Below are 24489 nucleotides of genomic sequence, written 5' to 3'. Positions count from 1 at the left end.
GAGGTCCTGTCGTTCAGTATCGGGTCACGGGAAGGGAAAGGCATTACCACTGCGGCCGTTGGTCGTCGCGGCGATCGTCGCGATGGTCGTCGCGATGGTCATCCCGGCGATCGTCATGCCCGCCGGAATGCCGAGCCTCCCAGTCGCGACGTTCCCAGTAGCGATTACCGTCCCAGTAGCGATCGCCATGCCAGCCGATCGTGACCTGGGCCGGGCCCGCCGGATACGCGACACACCCGGTCAGCATCACGCTCGACAGCGCGCCGATCATGACAGCGGATAACACGATGGATTTCATGGTTGTTCTCCCTTGGAAACAGCAACCCGATCGTACGAGCCCCCAAAATTTCACGTGGTAAGAAGTTGCTACGGCACATGACGGCCGTACGCATTTCGTCAGGTGTCTGAAAGATCATGCCGTCGCGACGCAAGCCGTGTGCGTCGCTCCAACACGCCGGGCGGCCGCCACGGTGGCGCTTCAACGCTGAATCCGAGGCCGCTTTCCGCGCTCGATGGTTTTCTTTCATGTGGAAAGCTTTGCGCACATCACGGAGCCGCCGCATCCGGCCCCGTCCGCCAAAACATCGATTCCAGCGATTAATCAGACAAATCCTGATGGTCGGAAGGGGTATCACGTAATCGTATTGAGAATGATTTGCGTTTACGTTAGATTGCGCTATCTCGGAATTGGACGGAGCAGATCGATGGCAATGGCGGAAGTGCTCGAACGACCGGCAGCAGCAACGGCAAACCCGTTCCCCGGCCGCTATCCGGACCTGCCGTCGCGCCCCGCGCCGCGTGCGCATCGCGCCGCGGAGGCCCGCGCGCAGGGCGCACTGCTCGACGTGCTGATCGCCCATCGCGCGATGCTCGTCAACGTCGCGCGCGGCTTCGTCGGCTGCGCGAGCCGCGCCGAGGACGTCGTGCACGACGTGTTCGTGAAGCTCGTCGAATTCCCGAACCAGGATGCGGTGCGCCAGCCGGTCGCGTACGTGACGCGGATGGTGCGCAACGCCTCGATCGACGCGTGCCGCCGGCAAAGCCTCGAGAACGTCTATCACACGGAAGAGGACGACGGCTTCGACGTGCCGTCGCCGGAGCCGACGCCCGAGGCCGCGCTGCTGACGCGCGACACGTTGCGCCGCGTGTGGGCCGCGCTCGACGATCTGCCGGCGCGCAGCCGCGCGGCGTTCGAGATGGTGCGGCTGCGCGAGGAGACGCTGCAGACCGCCGCGCGCGCGCTGAACGTGTCGCAAACGCTGGTGCATTTCATGGTGCGCGACGCGGAGCGGCACTGCGCGGAATGTCTCGACGCGTGCCAGCGCGGCGTCGCGTGCCCGGTGTTTCTCGGCGGCCGCGCGCGACGGCGGTAAAAAAACGCGCCGGCCAATCGTCTTCAAGACAGGAGTGGCCCATTCACCGGTTCGCCGGTTCAACCGTTGAGTCATTCGCCGCTTCGCCTCCTTCAACCGTCTCCCGCCTTTTTTCCGATCATGACGCAAGCCACGACGCCTTCCGCCGACACCGACGACCTGGTCTACACGGTCGTCATCAACGACGAAGAACAGTATTCGATCTGGCCGACGTTCCGGCCCGTGCCGGCCGGCTGGCGCGAGATCGGCGTGCGCGGCCCGAAGGCCGGCTGCCTCGCGCACATCGAGACCGTCTGGACCGACATGCGCCCGGCGAGCCTGCGCCGCGCGATGGACGGCGAGCGCGCATCCCGCGCGTCGTGATCCGCTGCGCCGCGTGTTCGGCGCGCCACCTGAAGAGGACGTTGCATGACCCTGCTTTCGTTGCCGACGCTCGACGACCTGCGGATCGAGCCGGGGCTGCCCACCGTCGTGTCGCCGCGCAGCGCCGACGGCCTGTCGATCGACGCGATCGCGCCGCTCGCACATGCAATCGCGGCCGACACGCTCGAACGAGCGGGCGGTGTGCTGTTCACGGGCTTTCACGTGCCGTCGATCGATGCGTTCCAGCAGTTCGCGGCCTCGTTCGGCGATCCGCTGATCGGTTATGAATACGCGTCGACGCCGCGCAGCCAGGTCGAAGGCGCCGTCTATACGTCGACCGAATACCCGCCGCACCGCGCGATTCCGCTGCACAACGAGCAGTCGTACACGCGCGAGTGGCCGCTGCGGATCTGGTTCCATTGCGCGCTCGCGGCACCGCAGGGCGGCGCGACGCCGATCGCGGACAGCCGCGCCGTCTATCGCGCGCTCGATCCGGCGCTGATCGCGCGCTTCGAGCAGCGCGAGCTGCTGTACGTGCGCAATTTCGGGCAGGGGCTCGACCTGCCGTGGCAACAGTCGTTCGGCACCGGCGAGCCGGCCGAGGTCGAGCGGATGTGCGCGGCGCGCGGCATCGAATGCGCATGGCGCACCGACGACGACGGCGAGCTGCTGTTGCGCACGCGCGAACGGTGTCAGGCCGTCGCGCGCCATCCGCGCACGGGCGAGTGTGTATGGTTCAACCAGGCGAACCTGTTTCACCTGTCCGCGCTCGACGACGACATGCAGGACGCGCTGGTCGACGCGGTCGGGCTCGAGAACGTGCCGCGCAACGTGTACTACGGCGACGGCGCGCCGCTCGAAGCCGACGCGCTCGCGGAAATCCGCGGCGTGCTCGATCGCCAGCGCATCGTGTTCCCGTGGCGGACGGGCGACGTGCTGATGCTCGACAACATGCTGACCGCGCATGCACGCGACCCGTTCGCCGGGCCGCGCAAGGTGGTGGTCGCGATGGCGCAGAGTTACACGGTCCCGCGCGCGACCGGACGGAGGACCGATGACGCGTAGTCCCGCCGCGCTGGCCGCGCGCGGGTTGACGGTGGGTTATCGCGACCATGTCGTGATCGACGGGCTGGACCTGTCGATCGCGGCCGGCCGCGTCACCGCGCTGTGCGGCCCGAACGGCTGCGGCAAGAGCACGCTGCTGCGCACGCTCGCGGGCCTGCAGCCCGCGCGTGCGGGCCACGTCGACGTGAACGGCCAGCCGCTCGCGTCGTTTCGCCGTCGCGCGCTCGCGCGCGAGCTCACGATGCTCGCGCAGTTCAACCAGATTCCGGCGGGGCTGACGGTGCGCGAGCTGGTCGCGTACGGGCGCTACGCGTATGGCGGCTTCCTGCGCGGGCTGTCGCGCGCCGATCATGCGGCGATCGACGAAGCGCTCGACACGAGCGGCCTCGCCGGCGACGCCGAGCGCGACGTCGGCGCGCTGTCGGGCGGCGAGCGCCAGCGCGCGTGGATCGCGATGGCGCTCGCGCAGCAGGCGCCGATCGTGCTGCTCGACGAGCCGACGACCTATCTCGACATCCATCACCAGCTCGACATCCTCGATGCGCTGCGCGCGCTGAATCGTTCGCGCGGGCTGACGATCGTCTGGGTGCTGCATGACCTGAACCAGGCGGCCGCGTACAGCGACGACATCGTGCTGATGCGTGCGGGCCGCCTCGTCGCGCAGGGCTCGCCCGACGCGATGCTGGAGCCGGCGCGGCTGCGCGCGGCGTTCGGCGTCGACATGCTGAAGCTCGCGCATCCGCAGACGGGCGCGCCGATGTGCGTGCCGGCCTACGGGCCGCCGGGCACCGGCACGGTGGATGCGTTCGAGCATGTCGTTGACCGCGCCGTTGACCCGGATATCGCCGTATGACGACGTTCGCGATGCGCAAGCGGCTCGCGGCGAGCGGGCAGGGTGCCGGCGCCGGCCGCCGTGCCGGTGCGATCGCGCTCGGCCTCGTCGTGCTGATCGCGTCGCTGGCGGTGCTGCGCGTCGCACCGGACCTGCGCGTGTGGTGGAACGCCGTGCCGGGCAGCGACGCGGCCGCGCTCGCCGGCGTGTTCCTGTTCGACCTCAACCTGCCGCGCGTCGCGGCCGCGCTCGTCGCGGGCGGCTGTCTCGGCATCGCGGGCGCGCTGTTCCAGTCGCTCACGCGTAATCCGCTCGCGTCGCCCGACCTGCTTGGCGTGACGGGCGGCGCCCAGCTTGGCCTGCTCGCGGCGATGCTGGTGCCGGCGTTGGCCGGTGTCGCGCCGGTGCCGCTGCTGTTCGTGTGCGGGCTGATCGCCGCCGCGCTCGCGCTCGTCGCGGCCGGCGGCTGGCGCGCGACGCCGCTGCGGCTCGTGCTCGCGGGCAGCGTCTGCATGCTGTTGTTCGCGGCGCTGTCGACGCTCGTGCTCGCGTTCTTCGAGCAGAACATCGCGGGCGCCGCGCTGTGGAGCAACGGCAGCCTCTATCAACCGGGCGCGACTGGGCTCACGCTCGCCGCGCGCTGGCTCGTCGCGCCGCTGGTCGCGTTGCCGTTCGTGATCCGGCCGCTGAATCCGCTCGCGCTCGGCGACGACGCGGCGGCCGCGGCCGGCGTGCGCGTCGACGCGGCGCGGCTCGCCGCGACGATCGTCGCGGTCGCGTTCACGAGCGTGGCCGTCAGCATCGCGGGCCCGCTGTCCTATGTCGGGCTCGTCGCGCCGAACCTGCTGCGCCAGGTGCGCGGCGCGCGCGCGGCTCGGCTCGGCGTGCTGGTGCCGCTGTCGGCGCTCGCGGGCGGGGCGCTCGTGCTGGTGACCGACAGCGCGGTGCTCGCGTCGGGTCTCGACGCGACGCTGTCGACCGGCGTGGCGATCGCGCTCGTCGGCACGCCGCTGATGCTCGCGATGATCCGGCGCGGCGCGGCGTGGTCGGGCGTGCTGCATGCGCAAGCCGAACGCGCGACGGGCGGCGGCTCGACACGCATCGTCGGCTGGCTCGAACGGCTCGGCTGGCCGCGGCGCATCGCGCTGTTCGTCGCGGGCGGCGTGCTCGCGGTGTTCGTCGGCGTATCGGCCGGCCCCGAATGGCTGTCGCCCGCGCGCTGGCTCGCGGCGCTGTCGGGCCACGATGCGCTCGGCCGGATGCTGATCGACCTGCGCATGCCGCGGCTCGTGTGCGCGCTCCTCGCGGGCGCGCTGCTGGCCGTGAGCGGCGTCGCGATGCAGAGTGTGGTGCGCAATCCGCTCGCGGGCCCCGAAGTGCTCGGTGTCACGCAGGGCGCGGGGCTCGTCACGTTGTTCGCGTTGTCGACGTGGCCGCTGATGGGCCACGTGACGCTCGCGGCGGCCGCCTTGATCGGCGGTGCGGTGTCGCTCGCGATCACGCTCGCGCTGAATCACCGGCATCGCTACGCACCGCTCGCGGTCGCGCTGACGGGCATCGTGATCGGCGCGCTGTGGACCACGCTCGCGCAGTGGCTGATCACGCAGGAAAGCGTGCAGCCCGCGCGCTTCGTCGTGTGGCTCGTCGGCGGCACTTACGGTCGCAGCTGGGGCGAGGTGTCGATGCTGTTGCCCTGGTGCGTGCTCGCGGTGCCCGTATTCGGATGGCTCGCGCGGCCGCTCGACATGCTCGCGCTCGGCGACGACCAGGCGGCCGCGCTGGGCCTGCCGGTCGCCGCGCTACGGCCGCTCGCGCTGACGATCGCGACGCTCGCCGCGTGCGCGGCCGTCGCGGCGGTCGGCCCGGTCGGCTTCATCGGGCTGATGGCGCCGCACGTCGCGACGATGCTCGGCGCGCGCCGGCATCGCACGCGGCTGTGGCTCGCGGCCGCATGCGGCGCGCTGATTCTCGGTGTTGCCGACCTGGCGGCCCGCACCGTCGTCGCGCCGCGCGAAGTGCCGGCCGGCGTGTTGACCGCGTTGATCGGCGCGCCATACCTGCTCGGGTTGCTGATCCTCGAGGGGCGCCGCGCCCGGCGCGCCGGGCGATGACGCCGATGCTCGACGGCGCATGCGCCACGCGTTTCTCGACGTTCGCGCCCGAGCCGTTGGCCGGGCATCTCGACGTCGTGTGGCTCGGGATGCCGGACGATGCGCCCGCGCCGGAGCGGATCGTCGTGCCGGTCAGCGCGCTGCGCGATCATCGCGCGGCCATGCTCGATGCGATGGTCCGCCACTATGGCGGCGATCCGGATCAGCATGCGCGCGCGCTGATGTCGCAATGGAGCAAGTACTACTTCGGCCGCGCGGCGCCCGCCGGCGTGGTTGCCGCACTGACGCTCGGCCGGCCGCTCGACATGGCGCCCGAGCGCACGTTCGTCGCACTCGACGACGGGATGCCGGCCGCGCTGTATTTCGCGCCGGACGCGCTCGACGCGCCGTGCGATGCACCCGCGCGCCGCTATGCGGGGCTCGTCGCGCATCTCGGCGCGGTGATCGATCTGCTCGCGGCGACGGGCCGCGTCACGCCGCGCGTGCTGTGGAGCAACGCCGGCAACCTGCTCGACTATCTGCTCGACACGTACCGCACGCTACCGTGCGCGGCCGATCCCGTGCGCGATGCGGACTGGCTGTTCGGCGCGTCCTGCGTGCAGGGCGAACCGAACCCGCTGCGCGTGCCGGTGCGCGATGCCGTGCCGCGCTCGCCGCTGCTGCCGACGCCGTTTCGCGCGCGTCGCGTGTGCTGCCTGCGCTATGAAATTCCTGGAGAAACGCAACTGTGTGGAAGCTGCCCCCTGCTATTGACGATGGACGACGCGGCGCTGGCCGGGCAGGACGCGATCCGGTGACGTCGATGACCGCGGTGACGCATGCCGGCCGCCGTCAGGCGCTCGGTGCCCTGGCCGCGCTCGGCGCGGCGTGCTGCGGCGCGTTCGTCGCGCCGGCGGCCGCCATCGCTGCCGCTGCTGCCGACGATGCGCGCGGCGGGCAGGGCAACCCGGCACCGCGGCCGGGCCGCTCACTCGCCGGCAACCCCGTCGTATCGCAGGCGAGCGCGACGATGCCCGCGTGGCCGCGGCGCGTGGTCGCGCTCGACTTCATGTTCGCGGAAAGCGTGATCGCGCTCGACATCGTGCCGGTCGGCATGGCCGATACCGCGTTCTATCCGGGCTGGCTCGGCTATGCGAGCGACCGGCTCGCGCACGTGACCGACATCGGCTCGCGGCAGGAGCCCGGGCTCGAGGCGATCGCCGCGGTGAAGCCCGATCTGATCATCGGCGTCGGCTTCCGCCATGCGCCGATCTTCGCCGCGCTCGACCGGATCGCGCCGACGATCCTGTTCCAGTTCAGCCCGAACGTGTCGGAGGATGGCGTGCCGGTCACGCAGTTCGACTGGATGCGGCAGATCTTCCGGACAATCGGTAGCGTGACCGGACGCGAGGCTCGCGCGCAAGCGGTCGAAGCCCGGCTCGATGCGGGCGTCGCACGCAATGCGCAGCGACTCAGGGCGGCCGGGCGCAGCGGCGAGCGCATCGCGCTGCTGCAGGATCTCGGGCTCCCCGATCGTTACTGGGCCTATACGGGCAACAGCACGTCGGCAGGCCTCGCGCGTGCGCTCGGGCTCGATCCGTGGCCGAAGAAGCCGACGCGGGAAGGCACGGTTTACGTGACGTCCGCCGACTTGCTCCGGCAACGCGATCTTGCCGTGCTGTTCGTCACCGCGACGGGGATGGACACGCCGCTGTCGTCGAAACTCGATTCGCCGGTGTGGCGCTTCGTGCCCGCGCGGCGCGAGCACCGGATCGCGCTCGTCGAGCGGAATATCTGGGGGTTCGGCGGGCCGATGTCGGCGTTGAAACTGGCCGACGTAATGACCGAGACGCTACTGACGCTGCCGGCCGCGCGCTGAACGCGCGAAGGGGCGGCGACGGTGTTCCACCGTGCTTACGCGCTCAGCGCGTCGATCCCGTCCCGCGCGGGCGTCGTATCGCTGACGATCTGCCCGTTGTCGAGCTTCAGCAGGCGATCGGCGAGACCGAAGTAGCGGTCGTCGTGCGTGATCACGATCACGGCCTTGCCGCGTGCGCGCAGCTCCGGCAGCAACTGCTCGTAGAACACGGCCTTGAACGACGGATCCTGGTCGGCCGCCCATTCGTCGAACAGATAGAACGGCCGGTCCTCCAGGTACGCGACGACGAGCGCGAGCCGCTTGCGCTGGCCGGTCGACAGCGCGCGATTCGAGAACGCGCCATCGACGACCTTCACCTTGTGATCCAGCGCGAGCTTCGCGACCAGCGCGTTCGCGCGCGCATCGGCCTGCGCGCGCGCCGGATCGTCCGGATCGACGATGCCGAGCAGCGCATCGAACAGGTGGAAGTCGTTGAACACCGCGCTGAAACGCTGCCGGTAGGCGGCGCGCTCGCGCCAGCCGATCGTGCGGCCGTCGACCTCGATCGTGCCTTCCTCCGGCTCGTAGAGCCCCGTCAACACCTTCGCGAGCGTCGTCTTGCCGCTGCCGTTGCCGCCGACGATGAACACGAGCTCGCCTGGACGGATCGTCAGGTCGACCGGCCCGATCCGGAACATCCGTTCGTCGCGCTCGTGGAAATACGCGTGCGTGACGCCGCGCAGCGTGACGGCGCCGGCCGGCGGCACGTCGGGCGCGTCGCTCGCGGGCGGCACCGTGCGCAGCGCGCCGAATTCGGCCATCACGCCTTCGATGCGCCCGAGCGACACGCGCGCCGCGTTGACGGTCGGCAGGTTGTTCAGCAGTCCGTCGAGCGGCACCAGCATGAACAGGAACACGACGACGTAGCCGGCCGCCGTGCCCGCATCGGCATGCACGCCGAGCCGCGGCCAGAACGCGGCGGCGCCGAGGAACACGTAGAACAGGAAGATGATCCAGCCGACGCCGACCGCATACGCGCTGAACGCGCGGCGGCGGTGATCGCGCACCTCGCCGATCGCGGCGCCCAGCTGGCCGTCGACGAATTGCCGTGCGCGCGCATCGTGCAGCTTCAGTTCCTTGGCGCCGGAGAACAGCGAGCCGAGATAGCCGAACAGGCGGTCCTGCGCGTGGCCGGCCGCCTCGAGCGACGCGATCGCGCGGCGGTCGCCGGTGTGATACCCGAGCGAGCCCGCGACGATCGCGCCCAGCGCGAGCACGCACACGGGCCACGACAGCCACGCGAGATAGCCGAGGCAGCCGAACACGATCGAGCCGTGCATCACCAGGTTCGGCAACGCGAAGAACAGCATCGACACGTTGGTCGCGTCATCCGTCAGCACCGACTGCACGGGTGCCGCGCCGATCCGCTCGATGTCGCGCAGCTCGGCCGCGCCGACGCGCCGTGCGAGATGCACGCGCAAGCGCGCCATCGTGTCCTGCGACAGCCGCGCGAACAGCGTGCCCGACACGATTCGCGTGACGAGCGCGATCACCGCGCACAGCGCGAAGCGCCACGCGAGCGACGCATCGGCCGCGCCGGGCTGCGCGAGCGCGCGGTTCAGCGTCGCGACGAGCAGCACGCTCGCGACGCCGTTGAGCACGCAGGCGACGAGCGCCAGCGCGAGCGACGCGCGGCTTTCGCGCAGCAGCGCGAGGATCAGGCGGGCCGCGGGGCGGCCGGGGGAGGCGTCGAGGGGCGGCGGGGAAGCAGGCTCGTGGGCGGCGGTCATCGGCAACGTCGGTAAATGAAGGGCAGGCAAACCATGCGAAAAGCGGCAAGGCTGACGCGAAAGCAGCGTGTGGGCCGGGCCCGGTCGCGGCTTTCCTGCCTGATAGACGAACGGGCCGCGCAAATATTTAGCGGTGCCGTCAAAAACCGCATCCGTTCCGGCCTTGCACGCAAAACGGTAAAAAATCGGCCGCGCCGTTCGTCACACCAGTGAAGCCGCCCGAAGCGGCCCCGAGACTTGGCCGAAGCGGCCGGACCGAAGGACTTCACGCACATGACGAGTTTCCCGACTGCGCTGCATCACCGAATCCGCGCACTGGCGCGCCTGGCGCCCGACGCACCCGCGCTCGCCGCGCCTTTCCAGAACGACGTGCGCGTGTCGCGCGGCGCGCTCGACACGCGTGCATCACATCTTGCACGGCAACTGCGTGCGGCCGGTGTCGGTGCGGAAGTGCGCGTTGGCGTCTGCGTCGAACGCTCGTGCGAGCTGTTCGTCGCGCTGCTGGCCGTGCTGAAGGCGGGCGGCGTGTTCGTGCCGCTCGATCCGCGCCATCCGGCCGCGCGCCTCGACTGGATCGTCCGGGATGCGCAACTGCGCCATGGGATCGTCGACGCGGCGGGCCGCGCGGCGCTCGGCGCGCCGTTCGAGCACGCGTTCGATGCGACGCCGGCAGAAGGTGACGGCACGCACGCCAGCGCTTTCGTCGACGATGAAGACGTGCTGGTGCATCCGCGCTCGGCCGCCTACATGATCTATACGTCCGGCTCGACCGGCACGCCGAAGGCGGTGGTCGTCGAGCACGGGCCGCTCGCCGCGCATTGCGATGCGCTCGCGGCCGCGCTGCCGATCGCGGGTGGCGATCGCCTGCTGCATTTCGCGTCGGTCAATTTCGATGCCGCGCACGAATGCTGGCTCGCGCCGCTCGCGGTCGGCGCGAGCGTGACGATTGCGCCGCCGCAGCCGTTCGCGCCGGATGCCGCCCATGCGCTGATGGTGCGCGAATCGGTCAGCGTCGCCGCGTTTCCGCCGGCGTATCTGCGCGAATTCGCGACCGTGGCCGCCCGGGAAGGCGTGCCGCCGGCGTTGCGCGTCCTCGCGTTCGGTGGCGAAGCGCTGCCGCAGCAGGCATTCGAATTCGTGCGCCGCACGTTTCCGTCGGTACGCCTGATCAACGGTTACGGGCCGACCGAGGCCGTGATCTCGCCGATGCTGTGGCCGGTCGAGCCGGGCGACACGCCCGTGCTGGCCGCGGATGATGCGTATGCATCGCTGCCGATCGGTCGCGTGATCGGCCCGCGCGTCGCGCGTATCGATGGCGACGCGGCCGGCGCATCGAACGCATCGAACGCATCGAACGAATCGGGTGAGGGCGGCGAGCTGCTGCTCGGTGGCGCGTGCCTGGCGCGCGGCTATCACGGCCGCCCGGCGCTGACCGCCGAACGCTTCATTCCCGATGCGCACGGCGAGCCCGGTGCGCGCGTGTATCGCACCGGCGACCTCGCGCGACTGCGCGCCGATCGCGCATTCGATTATCTCGGCCGGCTCGACGATCAGGTGCAGGTGCGTGGCGTGCGGGTGGAACCCGCGGAAATCGCCGCGTGCCTGCGCTCGCATCCGGCGGTGGCCGATGCGGCCGTGATCGCCGAAACCGGCAGCGGGCCGACACGGCTGGTCGCATGCGTCGCGCTGCGCGCGGCTGCCGACGACGCGGTGCTGAAGGCGCACGTGGGCGCGCAGTTGCCCGCCGCGTGGCAGCCGCACCGGTTCGTGCGCTGCGATGCGTTGCCGTACACGCCGAACGGCAAGCTCGACCGCACCGCGCTGCGCGAGCGACTCGCCGCCGCGCGCGACACCGAACAACCGGCGGGCGATGCACCGTGCACGCCGACCGAACAGCAGATCGCCGGCTTCTGGCAGACGCTGCTCGGCCTCGATGCGCTGCCTTCGCGCGACGCCCGTTTCTTCGCGCTCGGCGCCGATTCGCTCGCCGCGATGCAACTGCAGGCCGCGCTCCGTGCCGCACTGCACGTGAACCTTCGCCTCGACACGCTGTTCGCCGATCCGGCGCTGGCCGAACTGGCCGCGCAGGTCGATCGCGCGGAACGCGAGACGGGCGAGCCGCTGGCCGCGATTGCCGCGCGCCGCGCCTCCGTATCCGTATCCGTCGATACCGTCGATGCCGCCGCAGCCGACGCACCGTATGTCGAGCGCGCGGCGTCGCTCGCGCAGCAGCGTTTCTGGGTGCTCGCGCAAACGCGCGACGCCAGCGCCGCGTATCACATCGCCGCACACTGGACGATCGACGGCGCGCTCGACCGCGCCGCGCTGCAACGCGCGCTCGATCACGTGATCGCTCGGCACGACGCATGGCGCACGACGCTCGTCGACAACGACGACGGCATCGTGATGCAGCGTATCCACGCACACCTGCCGGTTTCGATCACGACGTTCGACCTTCGCGAGCAACCGCCGGCCGCACGCGACGCGGAAGCCGCGCGCCTGGCCGAACGCGATGCGCGCGCGCCGTTCGATCTTTCGGCCGGGCCGCTGTTGCGCGCGACGCTCGTCGTGCTCGCCGACCATCGCCACCGGCTGCTGCTGACCGCGCATCACGCGATCACCGACGGCTGGAGCTCGCGCTGCGCGTTCGACGAACTGTCGGCCGCGTACCGCGCCCATGCGAAAGGCCGCGAGCCGTCGTTGCCGGCACTGCCGATCCAGTACGCCGACTACGCGGACTGGCAGCGCGACATGCTTGCCGGCGGCGAAGGCGAGCGCCAGCTCGACTACTGGCGCGGCGCGCTGCGCGACGTGCCGGGCCCGCTCGCGTTGCCGGTCGACCGTCAGCCGGGCGCGACCCGCACGCTGCGTGGCGCGCGCGTGGCGGTGCGCCTGCCCGACGCGGTCGCGGCCGACGTGCGGCGTCTCGCACGCGACGCGCAGGCCACGGTGTTCACGGTGCTGCTGGCCGCCTTCGACGCGTGGCTGTCGCGCCTGACCGGCGAGACGGACGTCGTCGTCGCGGTGCCGGTCGCCCATCGCCAGCGTCCGGAAACCCGCGCGCTACTCGGCCTGTTCCTGAATACGGTCGCGCTGCGCGTGCGCGTGGCGCCGACGCTGCCGTTCCGCGCGCTGGTCGACGCGACACGCACTGCGGCCCTCGACGCGGTCGCGCATCAGGACGTGCCGTTCGAGCGTGTCGTCGATGCGGTGAAACCGCCCGTCAAGCGCGGCGACGAATGGCTGCGCGTGAAATTCGCGCAGCAGTTCGATGCGCGGCACGACAGCGTGCTGCCGGGCGCGACCGCGGTGGCGACGCCGGGCCCCGATCTCGCCGCGCGTTTCGACTTCGCGCTGGACTTCACCGACGACGCGAGCGGTATCGAACTGGTTGCGGCTTATGCGACCGACTGCGTCGATGCCGACACGGCGTGCGCCTGGCTCGACAGCTATGCGGCGCTGGTCGCGTCCGCCGCACATGAACCGCACGCGACGACGGCCGCGCTGCCGTGCGATGCGTCGCCGGCGTCGCGCCAGCCGCGCGACGGCCGTGCATTGAGGATCGAACACGCCGACATCGTCGCCGCGTTCGCGCGGCAGGCGGCCACCTATCCGCATCGCGTCGCGCTTGCCGATGCGTCGACGTCGCTGACGTTCGCCGAACTCGACGACGCATCGAACCGCGTCGCGCACGCGCTGACACTGCGCGGCGCGACGGCCGAAGCGCCCGTCATCGTCTGTCTCGAGCGTTCGGCTCACTTCGTCGTCGGCCTGCTCGGCGCGCTGAAGGCCGGCGCGCTGGCCGTGCTGCTCGATCCGGCGCAGCCGGCCGCACGTCTCACGGCCGCCGCCATCGATTGCGGCGCACGCTGGGCGCTCGTCGCGAAGGCGGCCGCCTGGCCGGCCGATAGCGCCGCGCAGCCGCTCGACGTCGACACGCTTGCGCAGGACGCGACGCTCGCGCACGCAGCGGGCATCCGCGCCGCGCCGTATTCCGAACAAGGCGCGTATCTGATCTATACGTCGGGCTCGACCGGCACGCCGAAGGGCGTCGTCGTGTCGCACGGCGCACTGGCCGACTACGTGCAGGGGATGCTCGACGAACTCGCGTTCGCGCCGGACGCGTCGTTCGCGATGGTGTCGACCGTCGCCGCCGACCTCGGCCACACGACGCTGTTCGGCGCACTGTGCGCGGGCCGCACGCTGCATCTGCTGCCGGCTGCATGCGCGTTCGATCCGGACCTGTTCGCGGACGAGATGCGCCGCCGCGACGTCGGCGTGCTGAAGATCGTGCCGAGCCACCTGCAGGCGCTGCTCGACGCACGCGTGCCGGCCGACGTGCTGCCGCGTCACGCGCTCGTGACCGGCGGTGAAACGCTGACGTGGGCGCTCGTCGCGCGCGTGGCCGCACTCGCGCCGGCCTGCCGCGTGATCAACCATTACGGGCCGACCGAAGCGACCGTCGGCGCGATCGCGTGCGACACCGCGTCGATCGCCGCCGATGCGCGCGATCCCGCGAGCGGCGTGCCGCTTGGCGTGCCGCTGCCGAATGCGCGTGCGCTGGTGCTCGACGCGTTCGGCGCATGTGTGCCGGCCGGTGCGACGGGCGAGCTGTATCTGGGCGGGCCGGGCGTCGCGCGCGGCTACCTGAACCGGCCGGCGCAGACCGCCGAGCGCTTCGTGCCCGATCCGTTCACGCCTGGTGCGCGGCTGTATCGCACCGGCGACCGCGTGCGCCTGCGCGCCGACGGTCGGCTCGCGTTCGTCGGCCGCATCGACGACCAGGTGAAGATGCGCGGCTATCGCGTCGAACCGGGCGAGGTGAGCGCGGCGGTCCGTGCGGCCGGCCCGATTGCGCAGGCCGAGACGCTTGCGATCGAGCACGACGGCCGCATGCGGCTCGCGACGTTCGTCGTGATGCGCGACGGCGCGGCCTTCGACGAAGCCGCCGTGCGCACGGCGCTCGGCGCGACGCTGCCCGACTACCTGGTGCCCGCGCAGTTCGTCGCGCTCGCGCGCCTGCCGGTGACGGCGAACGGCAAGATCGATCGCGCCGCGCTGCGTGAACGGGCCGCCGCGCCGGTGGCCGTTGCGTCCGGCGACGCGCCGCAAGGCCCGGTCGAAGCGGCGCTCGCCGACGTGTGGCAAGCGGTGCTGAAGGCGCCGCACGTCGGCCGCGACGACAATTTCTTCGAACTCGGCGGCGATTCGATTCTGGTGCTGCAGGTCATCGCACGCGCCCGCAAGCGCGGCGTGCGCTTCACGCCGAAGCAGCTGTTCGACGGCCCGACGGTCGCCGAACTCGCGCGCATCGCGAAGACCGAGGACGTCGCCGCTGCCACGCAGGCAACGACATCGGCCGCGCCGGTTGCCGAAGCGATCCTGACACCCGCGCAACACCGCTTCTTCGCGCTCGACGTGCCGCATCGGGGCCACTGGAACCAGTCGGTCGCATTCGACGTGCGCGGCCCGTTCGACGCCGGCGCATTCGCGCATGCCTTCGATACGGTGCTGACGCATCACGACGCATTCCGCCAGCGTTTCGCGCGCGGCGCGGACGGCCAGTGGCACGCGAGCGACGCGGCGAAGCCGTATGACGCGCTGCCGTTCGTCGACGTCGCCGCCCGCGACGAAGCCGACGCGCTCGCGCGCTTCGACGCGTTGCAGCGCCGCCTCGATCTTGGCCGCGGGCCGCTCGCCTGCGCGTGCGCGGCGCGGCTGCCGGACGGCTCGACGCAGCTGTATCTGGCGATTCACCACGCTGTCGTCGACGGCGTGTCGTGGCGCATCCTGCTCGACGACCTGGACGCCGCGTATCGCGCCGCATGCGAGCGCATGTCGGTTCGCCTGTCGCCGCCGGGCCTGCGCGCGGGCGCCTGGGCCGCCCGCCTCGCGCGCGCCGCGACCGGGCCGGCCTCGCCGTTTGCCGCGGAAGTCGCGTACTGGGCCGGCATGGCACGGGGCGACGACCTCGCGCCGGATCGTCCCGGCGCAGCCGCGACCAACGCCGACGCGGCCACCGTCGTGCAGACGATCGATGCGGCCCTGACGCGCGCCGCGCTGACCGACGCGCACGGCGCGTATCGCACGCAGCCGATCGAGCTGCTGGGCGCGGCACTCGCGCTCGCGCTGGCCGGCACCGGCGGCAGCGCTGCATGCCGCGTCGAGCTCGAAGGGCATGGCCGCGAGGCGCTGTTCGACGATGCGGACGCCAGCCGCACGATCGGCTGGCTGACGAGCCACTATCCGGTCACGCTGCCGGTCGAAGCCACCGCGCGCGACACGCTCTGCGCCGTCAAGGACACGCTGCGCGCGGTGCCGCACAAGGGGCTCGGCTTCGGCGTGCTCGCGCACTACGGCGATGCGGCGACGCGTGCGGCGCTGGCCGCCGTGCCGCGTCCGCGCGTCACGTTCAACTATCTCGGCCAGTTCGACGCACCGCGCGACGCGATGCTCGTGCCGCGCGTCGGCGGCACCGGCATCGAGCGTGACCCGCACGGGCCGCTCGGCAACACGCTCGCGATCCATGCGTACCTGGAGGCCGGCCGCGACGGCGCGCGCACGCTGAAGGTCCACTGGGTATACGGCACGCCGCAGTTCGAGCGCGCGACGATCGATGCCTTCGCACGACGCTTCGCCGCGGCGCTGCGCGAACTCGCCGATGCCTGCGCGTCCCGGGTCGCGCATCGCGGCGGTGGCGCGACGCCGGGCGATTTCCCGCTCGCACGGGCCGCCGGGCTCACGCAGGCCGCGATCGATCGCGCGCCGCTCGACTGGCGCGCGATCGACGATGTGTATCCGCTGTCGCCGATGCAGCAGGGGATCCTGTTCCATGCGTTGTTCGCGCCGGGCCATGCCAGCTACGTGAACCAGCTCGTCGCGACCGTGACGGCGCTCGACGCCGACCGGCTCGCGGCCGCGTTCGCCGCGTCGGTCGAACGCCACGACATCCTGCGCACCAGCGTGCTGCCGGACGAAGCCGCGCCGCTGCAATGCGTGCACCGCCATGCGCGGATGCCCGTCGAACAACTCGACTGGCGCACGCGCGGCGACGCGCTCGACACCGATTTCGACGCATGGCTCGCGGCCGACCGCGCACGCGGCTTCGATTGGCGCGCGCCGCCGCTGATGCGGCTCACGCTGATCCGCGTGACGGACGACGCATGGCGCGTCGTGTGGACGCGCCACCACGTGCTGCTGGACGGCTGGAGCACCGCGCGCCTGCTTGCGGACGTGCTGCGCGACTATCGCGACCCCGATGCGGTGTCGCCGTTCGCGAGCCGCCCGGCGCTGCGCTATCGCGACTTCATCGCATGGCTCGGCACGCGCGATCGCGACGCGGATGAGCGCTTCTGGACCCAACGGCTGGCGCGCCTCGACGCGCCGACGCTGATCGCCGGGCGCGTCGCCGACCGTGCGGACGCCGAGATGGTCACGTGGCGCGCGACGATCGATGCGGAGGCGATGACGCGTGTCGCGCAAACGGCGCGGGCGTTGAAGCTGACCGTCAACACGCTGGTGCAGGGCGCGTGGGCGCTCGCGCTGCAGCGCATGACGCACCAGCCGGCCGTCGCGTTCGGCGCGACCGTCGCGGGTCGCCCCGATGCGTTCGCGGACGTCGATACCGTGCTCGGTCTCTTCATCAATACGCTGCCGGTCATCACCGCGCCGGCGCCGCAACAACGCGCGGCCGACTGGCTGCACGCGCTGCAGCGCGAGAACGCGGCCGCCGCCGAGCATGCGCATGCGTCGCTCGCCGACATCCAGCGCTGGGCGCGCGGCGCCGGCGGGGCGTTGTTCGACACGCTGGTGGTGTTCGAGAACTATCCGGTCGACGCTACGGCGCGTGACGCCGATCCGCGTGCGCTCGTGCTGACCGGCGTGCGCAGCATCGAAGCGACCGATTTCGCGCTGACGCTCGTGATCGAAAGCGGCGTCGAGCTGACGATCGACTACGGCTACGACACCGCGCGCGTCGATGCGCGCCAGGTCGAGACCTGGCATCGCGCGTTCGCATGCGCGCTCGATGCGCTGGCCCGCACGCCGGACGCGCTGCTCGGCTCGCTGTCGATCGCCGACGCAGCGACGCGCGACGCACTGGCCCGCGCGCAGGGCACCGCGCGGACGTGGCCCGACATGCAGCGGCAGCCGCTGCATCGGCAGTTCGCGCAAGCCGCACGAACGACGCCCGATGCGATCGCGCTGGAGTACGCGGACGCACACGGCAACGTGCAGCGCGCGACCTATCGCGAACTCGACCTGAACACGACGCGCGTCGCCGCCGCATTGCGCCGGCGCGGCGTGCGCCCCGACACGCCGGTCGCGTTGTGCGTCGAGCGCTCGTTCGACATGGTGACGGCGCTCGTCGGCGTGCTGAAGGCCGGCGCCGCGTATCTGCCGGTCGATCCCGACTATCCGGCCGAGCGCATCGCGTACCTGCTGCGCGACGCGCGGCCCGCGGTCGCGATCACGCAAGCCCATCTGCGCGAGCAGGTCGAGGCCGCGCTCGGCGACGACACGGCGACGCAACTGCTGACGGTGGCCGAGTTGCTCGCCGACGCAGCAGGCGATGCGGATGAAGCGAACGAAGCCGCCGACGTCGACGCCGCCCAGCTCGCGTACCTGATCTACACGTCCGGCTCGACCGGCAAGCCGAAAGGCGCCGGCAACGCGCACGGCGCGCTCGCGAACCGGATCGCATGGATGCAGCACGCGTACCGGCTGACACGCGACGACGTGGTGCTGCACAAGACGCCGTTCGGCTTCGACGTGTCGGTGTGGGAATTCGCGTGGCCGCTCGCGATCGGCGCGAAGCTCGCGATCGCCGCGCCCGGCGACCACCGCGATCCTGCCCGCCTCGCGGCCGCGATCCATGCGCATGGCGTGACGGTGCTGCATTTCGTGCCGTCGATGCTGGCCGCGTTCGCCGCGTATCTCGACGATTTCGCGGCAGCCGCGCAATGCGACAGCGTGCGCCTGATCGTCGCGAGCGGCGAGGCGCTCGCACCCGAACTCGTCGCGAAGGTCGCGCGGCTGGTGCCGAACGCGACGCTCGTGAACCTGTACGGGCCGACCGAAGCCGCGATCGACGTCTCGCACTGGACCTGCGGCCCCGACGACGCGCGCGCCGTCGCGGTGCCGATCGGTCATCCGATCGCGAACCTGCAGCTGCACGTGCTCGACGTGGCCTGGCAGCCGGTGCCAGCCGGCGCGACCGGCGAACTGTATCTGGCGGGCGCGGGCCTCGCACGCGGCTATCTCGGCCGCCCGGGGCTCACCGCCGAGCGTTTCGTCCCCGATCCGTTCGTGCCGGGCGCGCGCATGTATCGCACCGGCGACCTCGCACGGCGCCGCGCCGACGGCGCGCTCGACTATCTCGGCCGCGTCGACACGCAGGTGAAGCTGCGCGGCCAGCGAATCGAGCCGGGCGAAATCGAGGCGCTGCTGCGCACGGCGCCGGGCGTGCACGACGCGGTCGTGATCGTGCGCGACGAGCAGCTGATCGGCTATGTCGCGCGCGGCGACGCAGGTCCGCTCGACCGTGCGGCACTGCTCGATGCACTGCGCGCACAGTTGCCGGCGTACATGGTGCCGTCGCAACTGATCGAGCTCGACGCGTTGCCGGTCACGCCGAACGGCAAGTGCGACCGCCATGCGTTGCCCGCGCCGGTGCGCGAGGCAGCGACGGCCGTCGAACTCGCGACCGACACGGAGCGCGCGCTCGCGGCGATCTGGCAGCGCGTGCTGCGTATCGATGCGATCGGCCGCGACGACGATTTCTTCGTGCTCGGCGGCCACTCGCTGCTCGCGACGCAGGCCCATGCGCAGGCAAACCTGCACTGGGGCCTCGCGCTGCCGCTGCGCACGCTGTTCGACACCCGCACGCTGGCGCGCTGCGCGCAAGCGATCGACGCGGCGTGCGCGGCCCGCGGCGAGACCGACGCGGCGAGCGCGATCGACGCGCTGCTCGGCGAACTGGAAACCCGATAAGGACGACGGATGACGAAGGCTCAACCCGACTGGCTCGCGCTCGCGACGCGTTTCGCGCAGCTGCCCGATGCGCAGCGCGCGGTGTTCATCGACAAGCTCGGCGCGGCCGGCATCGACTTCCGCGTGCTGCCGATCCCGCCGCGCACGCCGCGCGGCGACCGTGTGCCGGCCTCGTTCGCGCAGACGCGGCTGTGGTTGCATGCACGACTGATCGACGCGCCGGACGCATATCACATCACCGAGCGGCTCGCGCTGACGGGCCCGCTCGACCCGCATGCGCTGCGGCTCGCGTGCGATGCGCTGATCGCGCGTCATGAAGCGCTGCGCACGACGTTCGATGAAGCGGAGGACGGCGTCGCGCAGACGATCCATCCGCCGCTGCGTTGCCCGTGGCGCGAGACCGATGTTGAAACGCTGCCCGACGACGCGCGCGTCGCGCGCGCCGAAGGCATCGCGACGGCCGACGAAGCCGATGCGTTCGATCTCGGCGCGGCGCCGCTGGTGCGTGCGCACCTGATCCGCTTCGACGCGACGCATCACTGGCTCGCGCTGACCGTTCACCACATCGTGTCGGACGGCTGGTCGTCGGGCGTGATGCTGGATGAGCTCGCGGCGTTCTATCGCGCGTATGCGTCGGGCGTGCCGGTGCCGCTCGCGCCGCTGCCGATCCAGTACGCGGACTATGCGCTGTGGCAGCGCCGCTGGCTCGATGCCGGCGAGCGCGATCGGCAACTGGCGTTCTGGCGCGAGCGGCTCGATCCGCAGCGCGGCGTGCTGACGCTGCCGGGCGCGAGCGCACGGCCCGCACGCCGCGGCGCACGCGGTGCACGTCACGGGTTTGCGCTCGACGCACGCACCGGTGCGCAACTGCGCGCCTTCGCGGCCGCGTCGGGCGCGACGCCGTTCGCGGTGCTGCTCGCGGCGCTCGACGCGCTGCTCGCGCGCGCCACCGGCGATGCGCGGATCTGCGTCGGCGTGCCGGCCGCGAACCGCGAACGCGCGGAAACGGCGGGCCTGATCGGCTTCTTCGTCAACACGCTCGCGATCGACGTCGACGTGCCGGCGCACGGCGATTTCGCGTCGCTGGTCGCCCGCACGCAGCGCGCGCTCGTCGATGCGCAGATGCATCAGGACGTGCCGTTCGAGCAGGTCGTCGAGGCGCTCGGCGTGCCGCGCAGCGCCAGCCACCATCCGCTGTTCCAGGTGATGGCCGCATACGGCGAGCGACGCGCGCTGCCGGCGCTCGGCGCGGCGTCGGCGGCACTGTTGCCGTCCGGCACGCCGTCCGCGAAATTCGACCTGACGCTCGCCGTCGAAGCGACCTCCGACGGCACGTTCGATGCCGCGTTCATTTACGCGCTGGACCTGTTCGACGCCGACGCGATCGCATCGCTCGCCGCACGCTTCGTCACGCTGCTCGGCGATGCGCTCGCGCGCCCCGACAGGCCGATCGGCGATCTCGACTGGCTGCCGGCCGACGAACTCGCGCAACTCCTTGCATGGAACGCACCGGCGGGCGTGGCCGAGGGCGAACCGTTCGTCCCGGTGCATGCACGCATCGCCGCGCATGCGCAGGCACGGCCCGACGCACGCGGTATCGCCGACCTCGATCGTGCGCTGACGCGCGGCGAGGTCGACGCACGCGCGGCACGCCTCGCGCGCCATCTCGTCGCGGCCGGCGTGCGGCCCGAGATGCGCGTCGGCGTCGCGCTGCAGCGCTCGGTCGACCTGCTGGTCGCGCTGATCGCGGTGCTGAAGTCGGGCGCCGCGTTCGTGCCGCTCGATCCGGCCCATCCGCGCGAACGGCTCGCGCAGATCGTCGGCGACGCGGGCATCGCGCATGTGCTGACCGACGGCGCGAGCGCCGCATCGCTGCCCGAGCTGCCGGCGCTGCGCATCTGGCGTGCGGACGCGGTCGACGTGCTCGACGAAGCGGCAGACATCGAACTGCCCAGCGTATTGCCGGGCCATGCGGCGTACGCGATCTACACGTCGGGCTCGACCGGCAAGCCGAAGGGCGTGATCGTCGATCACGCCGCGTTCGCGCGGCATTGCGTGGCGATCGCCGAGCGCTACGGCGTGACCGAGAACGACGTGTTCCTGCTGTTCCAGTCGGTCAACTTCGACGGCGCGCACGAAGGCTGGTTTTCGCAATACCTGTCGGGCGCCGCCGTGTCGGTGACGGCCGACGTGCTGTGGTCGCCCGCGCAGACCTGCGCGATGATGGTTCGCGACGGCGTGACGATGACCTACGTGCCGCCCGGCTGCGCCGCGCAGCTCGCCGAATGGACGCTCGCGCACGGCGCGCCGCCGACGCTGCGTTCGCTGACCGTCGGCGGCGAAGCGACGTCGCGCGAGGCGTTCGCGATGCTGCGCCGCGCGATGCCGAACGTGCGGGTGGTCAACGGCTACGGCCCGACCGAAACCGTGATCACGCCGACGCTGTGGATGTTCCGTCCCGGCGACGATCTCGCGACACTCGGCGATGCCGCCTATCTGCCGATCGGCACGCTGGTCGGCGCGCGTACCGCGCACGTGCTCGACGCGCGCCTGCATCCGCTGCCGGTGGGCGTGATCGGCGAGCTGTACCTCGGCGGCGAGGGGATCGGCGTCGCGCGCGGCTACCTCGATCGTCCCGCGCTGACGGCCGAGCGCTTCGTGCCCGATCCGTACGGCGCGCCGGGCGCACGCCTGTATCGCACCGGCGACCTCGTGCGGCGTCGCGCGGACGGTGTATTCGACTTCATCGGCCGCGTGGATCACCAGGTGAAGCTGCGCGGGCTGCGCATCGAACTCGGCGAGATCGAGGCCCAGCTTGCCGCGCACGATGCGGTGCGCGAAGCGTGCGCGGTCGTGCATGGGCAGGGCGCACAGGTGCGGCTCGTCGCGTATGTCGAACTGACCGCCGACGCGCACGCGGCCGCGCAACCGGTCGAAGCCGCGACACTCGACGCGCATCTGCGCCGTACGCTGCCCGACTACATGGTGCCCGCGCAGCTGATCGTGCTCGACGCGCTGCCGCGTAACGCAAACAGCAAGGTCGATCGCGCGCGGCTGCCGGCGCCGGTGCGCGTCGAGCGTGGGTACGAAGCGCCGCACGACGGCGCTGAAACCGCGCTCGCGGCGATCTGGCGCGAGGTGCTGAACGTCGAACGCATCGGCCGCGGCGATCACTTCTTCGAACTCGGCGGCCATTCGCTGGCTGCGGTGCGCGTTGCGACGCGCGTCGCCGAGCGGTTCGGCCGCGACGTGCCGGTGCGCGCGCTGTTCGAGGCGCCGGCGCTTGCGCAATACGCGCGCCAGGTGGCCGATGCGCCGCGTGCCGCGCTTGCCGGTGTGGCAGCGCCAAGTGTCGCGGCGGTCAAACCCGATGCGCAAGGCGTATGGCCGCTGTCGCCCGCACAGCTCGGGCTGTGGTTCCTGTGGCGCGCGCAGCCGGACAGCGCCGCCTACAACATCCCGGTCGCGCTGCGCGTGCGCGGCCCGCTCGACGTCGACGCGCTGCGCGCGGCGTTTTCGGCTGCCGCGGCCGCGCACCCGGCGCTGCGCGCACGGCTCGTCGCGCGTGAAGACAGGCTGCCGGGCCAGCGGATCGATGCCGCGGTGCCCGTCGCGCTGCCGCTCGTCGACCTGTCCGCGCGGCCTGACGCGCTCGTCCGCGCGGCGACGCTGACCGATGCCGATGCGCTCGCGCCGTTCGATCTCGCGGCCGATGCGCCGCTGTGGCGCGCGCGCGTCCTGCGGCTCGGCGCGGACGATCACGTGCTGTCGGTGACGGTCCATCACATCGTGTCGGACGGCGAATCGATCGAGCTGTGGCTCGACGCGGTGCGCGCACACTATGTCGCGCGGGTGCGCGGCGAAGCGCCGTCTCCGTCTGCATCTGCATCTGCATCGGCAGCGACACCCGCGGCGGCAAGCCCGTCTCTCGTGCTGCCCGCGCCGTGCGATCCGGCCCGCGTCGAATACTGGCGCGACGCGCTGTCCAGTCTGCCGTCGTCCGTGCTGCCGCAGCGCGCGGATGCGCCGGCCGTCCCGCAATGGCACGCGGCGCGCATCGCGTTCGCGTTCGACGCGTCGCTGATCCGCGCGGCGCGCGACGCCGCGTCGGCCGCGCATGCCACGTTGCCGATGCTGCTGCACGCGGCGCTCAACGTCGCGCTGTTCCGCATGACGGGCGCGGCCGACCAGCCGGTCGGCGTGCTCGCGTCGACGCGCGAGCTCACGGGCGAAGCGGCACGCGCCGCGCTGGGTCTCTTCATCAATTCGGTGGTCGTGCGCACGCGGCTCGATGCGACGGCCTGCCGCGCGGACGTGCTCGCGCAGGTGCGCGACACGGCACTCGCCGCGTATGCGCATGCCGACGTGCCGTTCGCCGACGTCGTCGCGGCGCTGCGCGCGCCCCGTGCCGCACAGGCCAATCCGCTGTTCCAGGTGATGTTCAACTACTTGCGCCCGGCCGGCGCCGCCGCGCGCGACTGGGCCGGCCTGTCACTCGCCGACTTCGGCGACGTGCGGCATCGCGTGGTGTTCACGCTGGAACTGGACGTCGTCGAGCATCCGGACGGGCGCGTGAGCGCCGCATTCTCGTATGCGGACGAATTGCTCGACGGCGGCTTCGTCGACGCACTCGTCAAGCGCTATCACGACGAAGTCGCGCGTTTCGCCGCTACGCCGGAAGCCGCGCTCGGCGCGCCCGATGCGTTGTTCGCGGAGCAGGCGAGGGCATGCGCACCGGCCCGCACCGGCACGCACGCCACCGGGTCGCCGCACGCGCCGAACGTCGCGGCCGCGCTTGCCGCGCTGTGGTCCGACACGTTCGCGACGGCCGCGCCAGCGCCCGGTGCCGACCTGTTCGAGGCCGGCGCGACGTCGTTCGACGTCGTGCGCTTCGTCGACGCGGCCAATCGCGCCGGTCATGCGCTGACGGTGGCCGACGTATTCGCAGCGCCGACGCTCGCGGCGCTCGGCGCGCGCATCGATGCGTCGGCCGAAATCGGGCAGGCGATGCGCGATGCCGGCTGAAGTGCGCCCGTACGGATTCACGATGCCCGATACCTGCCGTCTCGCGTTCGCGGACGGCCTGGTCGCCTTGCGCGACGCCGCCGGGATCCGCGTCGCGCTGGCG

At 71.8% G+C, this 24489-nt stretch carries 11 protein-coding genes; 9 read left to right on the top strand and 2 right to left on the bottom strand.

Going from position 1 to position 24489, the window contains the following annotated elements; all coding sequences use genetic code 11:
* Positions 1 to 43: 43 nt before the first annotated feature.
* The gene (locus ACTJKF_RS09125) at positions 44 to 298 is read right to left on the bottom strand and encodes a hypothetical protein (RefSeq protein ID WP_440623234.1); all 255 of its coding nucleotides are present in this window, start codon (positions 296 to 298) and stop codon (positions 44 to 46) included.
* A gap of 406 nt (positions 299 to 704) precedes the next feature.
* On the opposite strand from ACTJKF_RS09125, the gene ACTJKF_RS09120 reads away from it, so the two are divergent.
* From ACTJKF_RS09120 to ACTJKF_RS09090, 7 genes are all read left to right on the top strand, one after another.
* A complete protein-coding gene (locus ACTJKF_RS09120) occupies positions 705 to 1373 on the top strand; it encodes an RNA polymerase factor sigma-70 (RefSeq protein WP_440623233.1) in 669 nt (222 codons plus the stop codon).
* A 120-nt stretch (positions 1374 to 1493) separates the two neighbouring features.
* On the top strand, positions 1494 to 1736 hold the full coding sequence (locus ACTJKF_RS09115) for an MbtH family protein (protein ID WP_440623232.1): 243 nt from the start codon (positions 1494 to 1496) through the stop codon (positions 1734 to 1736).
* A gap of 45 nt (positions 1737 to 1781) precedes the next feature.
* Positions 1782 to 2801 (top strand): TauD/TfdA family dioxygenase, encoded by a 1020-nt coding sequence (locus tag ACTJKF_RS09110; protein WP_440623231.1) that lies wholly within the window; start codon positions 1782 to 1784, stop codon positions 2799 to 2801.
* Positions 2791 to 3654: an ABC transporter ATP-binding protein gene (locus ACTJKF_RS09105; protein WP_440623230.1), complete on the top strand. Its 864-nt coding sequence runs from the start codon at positions 2791 to 2793 to the stop codon at positions 3652 to 3654. The genes ACTJKF_RS09110 and ACTJKF_RS09105 overlap by 11 nt, the downstream gene beginning before the upstream one ends.
* On the top strand, positions 3651 to 5744 hold the full coding sequence (gene fhuB / locus ACTJKF_RS09100) for a Fe(3+)-hydroxamate ABC transporter permease FhuB (protein ID WP_440623229.1): 2094 nt from the start codon (positions 3651 to 3653) through the stop codon (positions 5742 to 5744). The genes ACTJKF_RS09105 and fhuB overlap by 4 nt, the downstream gene beginning before the upstream one ends.
* Positions 5741 to 6541: a siderophore-iron reductase FhuF gene (fhuF, locus tag ACTJKF_RS09095; RefSeq protein ID WP_440623228.1), complete on the top strand. Its 801-nt coding sequence runs from the start codon at positions 5741 to 5743 to the stop codon at positions 6539 to 6541. Before fhuB ends, fhuF begins: the two co-directional genes overlap by 4 nt.
* 14 nt (positions 6542 to 6555) lie before the next feature.
* Positions 6556 to 7602, top strand: coding sequence for an ABC transporter substrate-binding protein (locus ACTJKF_RS09090; protein WP_440623316.1), 1047 nt, complete (start codon positions 6556 to 6558; stop codon positions 7600 to 7602).
* Between the two features lie 35 nt (positions 7603 to 7637).
* Here the strand turns inward: ACTJKF_RS09090 and ACTJKF_RS09085 are convergent, their stop codons facing one another.
* Positions 7638 to 9371, bottom strand: coding sequence for a cyclic peptide export ABC transporter (locus ACTJKF_RS09085; protein WP_440623227.1), 1734 nt, complete (start codon positions 9369 to 9371; stop codon positions 7638 to 7640).
* Between the two features lie 273 nt (positions 9372 to 9644).
* Here ACTJKF_RS09085 and ACTJKF_RS09080 point away from each other — a divergent pair, with 273 nt between their 5' ends.
* Together ACTJKF_RS09080 and ACTJKF_RS09075 are read left to right on the top strand one after the other, a co-directional pair.
* Entirely contained in the window at positions 9645 to 19361 is a 9717-nt protein-coding gene (locus tag ACTJKF_RS09080; protein ID WP_440623226.1) for an amino acid adenylation domain-containing protein, read from the top strand.
* 9 nt (positions 19362 to 19370) lie between these two features.
* Positions 19371 to 24386, top strand: a complete 5016-nt coding sequence (locus ACTJKF_RS09075; protein WP_440623225.1) for an amino acid adenylation domain-containing protein — start codon at positions 19371 to 19373, stop codon at positions 24384 to 24386.
* Positions 24387 to 24489 lie beyond the last annotated feature (103 nt).

Origin of the sequence: Burkholderia sp. 22313 (genome assembly GCF_052045245.1) — a bacterium.
Lineage (GTDB): Bacteria > Pseudomonadota > Gammaproteobacteria > Burkholderiales > Burkholderiaceae > Burkholderia.
Note: the sequence above shows the minus strand (reverse complement) of the source record. Positions and strands in the feature narration are given on the sequence as shown.

Excerpts from the sequence above, each read along its gene's own strand:
- ACTJKF_RS09125 (WP_440623234.1), bottom strand. The coding sequence starts at position 298 with ATGAAATCCATCGTGTTATCCGCTGTCATGATCGGCGCGCTGTCGAGC.
- ACTJKF_RS09120 (WP_440623233.1), top strand. The coding sequence starts at position 705 with ATGGCAATGGCGGAAGTGCTCGAACGACCGGCAGCAGCAACGGCAAAC.
- ACTJKF_RS09115 (WP_440623232.1), top strand. The coding sequence starts at position 1,494 with ATGACGCAAGCCACGACGCCTTCCGCCGACACCGACGACCTGGTCTAC.
- ACTJKF_RS09110 (WP_440623231.1), top strand. The coding sequence starts at position 1,782 with ATGACCCTGCTTTCGTTGCCGACGCTCGACGACCTGCGGATCGAGCCG.
- ACTJKF_RS09105 (WP_440623230.1), top strand. The coding sequence starts at position 2,791 with ATGACGCGTAGTCCCGCCGCGCTGGCCGCGCGCGGGTTGACGGTGGGT.
- fhuB (WP_440623229.1), top strand. The coding sequence starts at position 3,651 with ATGACGACGTTCGCGATGCGCAAGCGGCTCGCGGCGAGCGGGCAGGGT.
- fhuF (WP_440623228.1), top strand. The coding sequence starts at position 5,741 with ATGACGCCGATGCTCGACGGCGCATGCGCCACGCGTTTCTCGACGTTC.
- ACTJKF_RS09085 (WP_440623227.1), bottom strand. The coding sequence starts at position 9,371 with ATGACCGCCGCCCACGAGCCTGCTTCCCCGCCGCCCCTCGACGCCTCC.
- ACTJKF_RS09080 (WP_440623226.1), top strand. The coding sequence starts at position 9,645 with ATGACGAGTTTCCCGACTGCGCTGCATCACCGAATCCGCGCACTGGCG.
- ACTJKF_RS09075 (WP_440623225.1), top strand. The coding sequence starts at position 19,371 with ATGACGAAGGCTCAACCCGACTGGCTCGCGCTCGCGACGCGTTTCGCG.